Annotated in this window: 3 protein-coding genes and 1 pseudogene; all 4 read left to right on the top strand. The window is 62.9% G+C overall.

The features are described from left to right. Positions 1-18: 18 nt before the first annotated feature. The gene (gene lptC, locus EN742_RS31055) at positions 19-732 is read left to right on the top strand and encodes an LPS export ABC transporter periplasmic protein LptC (protein WP_126058299.1); all 714 of its coding nucleotides are present in this window, start codon (positions 19-21) and stop codon (positions 730-732) included. Then, positions 719-1303, top strand: coding sequence for an LptA/OstA family protein (locus tag EN742_RS31060; protein WP_126058300.1), 585 nt, complete (start codon positions 719-721; stop codon positions 1301-1303). Before lptC ends, EN742_RS31060 begins: the two co-directional genes overlap by 14 nt. Further along, positions 1303-2121 carry an LPS export ABC transporter ATP-binding protein gene (lptB, locus tag EN742_RS31065; protein ID WP_127406420.1) on the top strand — a complete coding sequence of 273 codons (819 nt, stop codon included), beginning with the start codon at positions 1303-1305 and terminating at the stop codon, positions 2119-2121. The genes EN742_RS31060 and lptB overlap by 1 nt, the downstream gene beginning before the upstream one ends. 196 nt (positions 2122-2317) lie before the next feature. Then, positions 2318-2672: pseudogene (locus tag EN742_RS31070) on the top strand (RNA polymerase sigma-54 factor); the annotation flags it as partial.

Raw genomic sequence — 2672 nt, forward strand, 5'->3', positions numbered from 1 at the left:
GTTTATTAGAATTTAGTCATGCTAGCGCGATCGAACGAAACGACCAATGCCGAGACGGCTTTGGCGCCAGCAGCGCCAGCCGGTACGCGGGGTGATGCGTTCGACCTCGCGCAGCGGCATTCGCGCCGCGTGCGCGTGCTCAAATTCGCGGTGCCGCTGCTTGCGGCCGTCATCGCCATTGCCTTTCCCGTCTACTCCTATCTTGCGGCCCCGGTGTCGATTTCGGTGCAGGCCGAAGGCAGCGCCTTTGCCGACGGCAAGCTGGTGATGGCCAACCCCAAGCTCAACGGTTTCACCAAGCAGAAGCTGCCCTATTCGCTGACGGCGCTGCGCGCCATTCAGGACGTCGGCAAGCAAGGCATCATCGATCTGGAAGGGATCAATGCCAAATTGCCGTTGACGTCCGACAATGTGGCGACCGTCAACGCCACGCGCGGCGTCTACGACCGCGACGGCAACACAATGAGCCTGACCAGCGACATAATGGTGACGACGACCGACGGCATCGAAGCCAAGCTCAAATCAGTCTTCCTCGACATGGGCAAAGGCACTATGAAGACGGATGATCCGGTCGATGTCAGCCGTGGCGGCTCGCGGATCACGGCGGATTCGATGGCGGTCCAGGACAACGGCAAGGTTCTGGTTTTCGAGAACAAGGTGCGCGTCAACATCGATCCCGCCAGCTTGAGGGCGGCAGAGCAACAGAGCGGAGAATCGAATGCGTCGCAGTAGTTTGGCAGGGCTTTTGGGCGCGGCCTCGGTGCTGTTGTTGCTTGGCGTGGCGCCGTCGCTCGCCCAGTCCGGCGCGAGCAGCCAGGTCTCAGGCCTCAAACTTTCCGGCGACCAGCCGATCCAGATCGAGAGCGACAAGCTGGAGGTCCGCCAGGCGGACAGCGTCGCCGTGTTCAGCGGCAACGTCACCGTGACGCAAGGCCCGACCACGCTCAAGGCCGGCAAGATGACGGTCTACTATGTCAAGGATCCCAATGCCGCCAAGGGCGCGGCGGCCGGCGCATCGGCGATGACCGGCTCGGCCAACATCGATCACCTGGTTGTCGACAACAAGGTCTACATCAAATCGAACGACCAGATCGCCACCGGCGACAACGGCACTTTCGACATGAAGACGCAGGTGCTCGTGCTTTCCGGCAAGGAAGTGGTGCTGTCGCAGGGCCCCAATGTGCTCAAGGGCTGCAAGCTCACCGTTCAGATGAAGAGCGGCCTCGCCCAGGTCGACGGCTGTGGCGGGCGCGTCATCATGTCGATGACGCCGCCGCCGAAGTCTGGAGCGCCGAAGCAATAATGGCCGGCGTACCGTCGCTGCTGGCTCGCCTTCCGGGGCGGGCCGCCGGCAAACCAGCGGCGCCGGCGACGGTTTCCGTCGATTCCGCGAAGTTCAAGGGCACCTTGATCGCCAAGGGCCTGACCAAGAGCTACAAGGGCCGCAAGGTTGTCAGCGGCGTGACGCTTGGCGTGCGCGCCGGCGAGGCAGTCGGGCTGCTCGGCCCCAACGGCGCCGGCAAGACGACCTGTTTCTATATGGTCACCGGACTGGTGCCGGTGGACGAAGGCACGATCGAGATCGATGGCTTCGATGTCACCTCGATGCCGATGTACCGCCGCGCCCGGCTCGGCATCGGCTACCTGCCGCAGGAGGCCTCGATCTTTCGCGGTCTCAGCGTCGAGCAGAACATCCGCGCCGTGCTCGAAGTGGTCGAAAAGAGCCGCAAGGCGCGCGAGCGCAGCCTCGACGAACTGCTCGAGGAATTCCACATCAGCCATCTGCGCAAGGCGCCCTCGCTGTCGCTGTCCGGCGGCGAAAGGCGGCGCCTGGAGATCGCGCGCGCGCTCGCCACGCGCCCGGCCTACATGCTGCTCGACGAGCCTTTCGCCGGCATCGATCCGATCGCGGTGGCCGACATCCAGCAATTGGTGCGGCATCTCACGGCGCGCGGCATCGGCGTGCTGATCACCGATCACAATGTGCGCGAGACGCTAGGTCTCATCGACCGCGCCTATATTATCCACGCCGGCCAGGTGCTCACACATGGCCGCGCCGACGAGATTGTCGCCAATGCTGATGTGCGGCGCCTCTATCTCGGCGAGGGTTTTACCCTCTAAACAAGAAATCCAGGGTTCGGCGCAATTTTTCGGTGATTTCGGGATTCCTGTCCGATTTTTGCCTGAGATAACGCTCCGGTAAGCGAGTTTTGCTACCGTTTCGCTTGACAAGCAAAAGCTGGGCCACTTTGTTGGTTCGGTCGGAAAATCTGTTCCGGCAGGTCCTGTGCGTAGACGAGGCGTTTGATAACCAACCATGGCGCTGGCGGCGAAACTACAGCTACGGCAGTCCCAGTCGCTGGTGATGACGCCGCAACTGATGCAGTCGATCCGGCTGCTGCAACTCACCCATGTCGAGCTTGAACGCTTCATCGAAGACGAGATCGAGCGCAACCCGCTGCTGGAGCGCGCCGAGCCGCAGGACGACGCGGCTAGCGACCAGGCGCAGAAGAGCGATGCCGCGCCGGAGTCCGCCGCCGACGGCGATTGGTTCGAAGCCGAGACGGAATGGAGCGCCGAAGCGATCTCGGACAAGCTCGACTCCTCGCTGGAAAACCTGTTTCCCGACGATCCCGGCACCAGCGAACGGCTCGGGCCGGATCTCACCGCGC

The organism is Mesorhizobium sp. M4A.F.Ca.ET.020.02.1.1 (assembly GCF_004022645.1).
Lineage (GTDB): Bacteria > Pseudomonadota > Alphaproteobacteria > Rhizobiales > Rhizobiaceae > Mesorhizobium.

What these genes read in the sequence shown, in the direction of transcription:
- lptB (WP_127406420.1), top strand. Translation starts at nt 1,303, where the DNA reads ATGGCCGGCGTACCGTCGCTGCTGGCTCGCCTTCCGGGGCGGGCCGCC.
- EN742_RS31060 (WP_126058300.1), top strand. Translation starts at nt 719, where the DNA reads ATGCGTCGCAGTAGTTTGGCAGGGCTTTTGGGCGCGGCCTCGGTGCTG.
- lptC (WP_126058299.1), top strand. Translation starts at nt 19, where the DNA reads ATGCTAGCGCGATCGAACGAAACGACCAATGCCGAGACGGCTTTGGCG.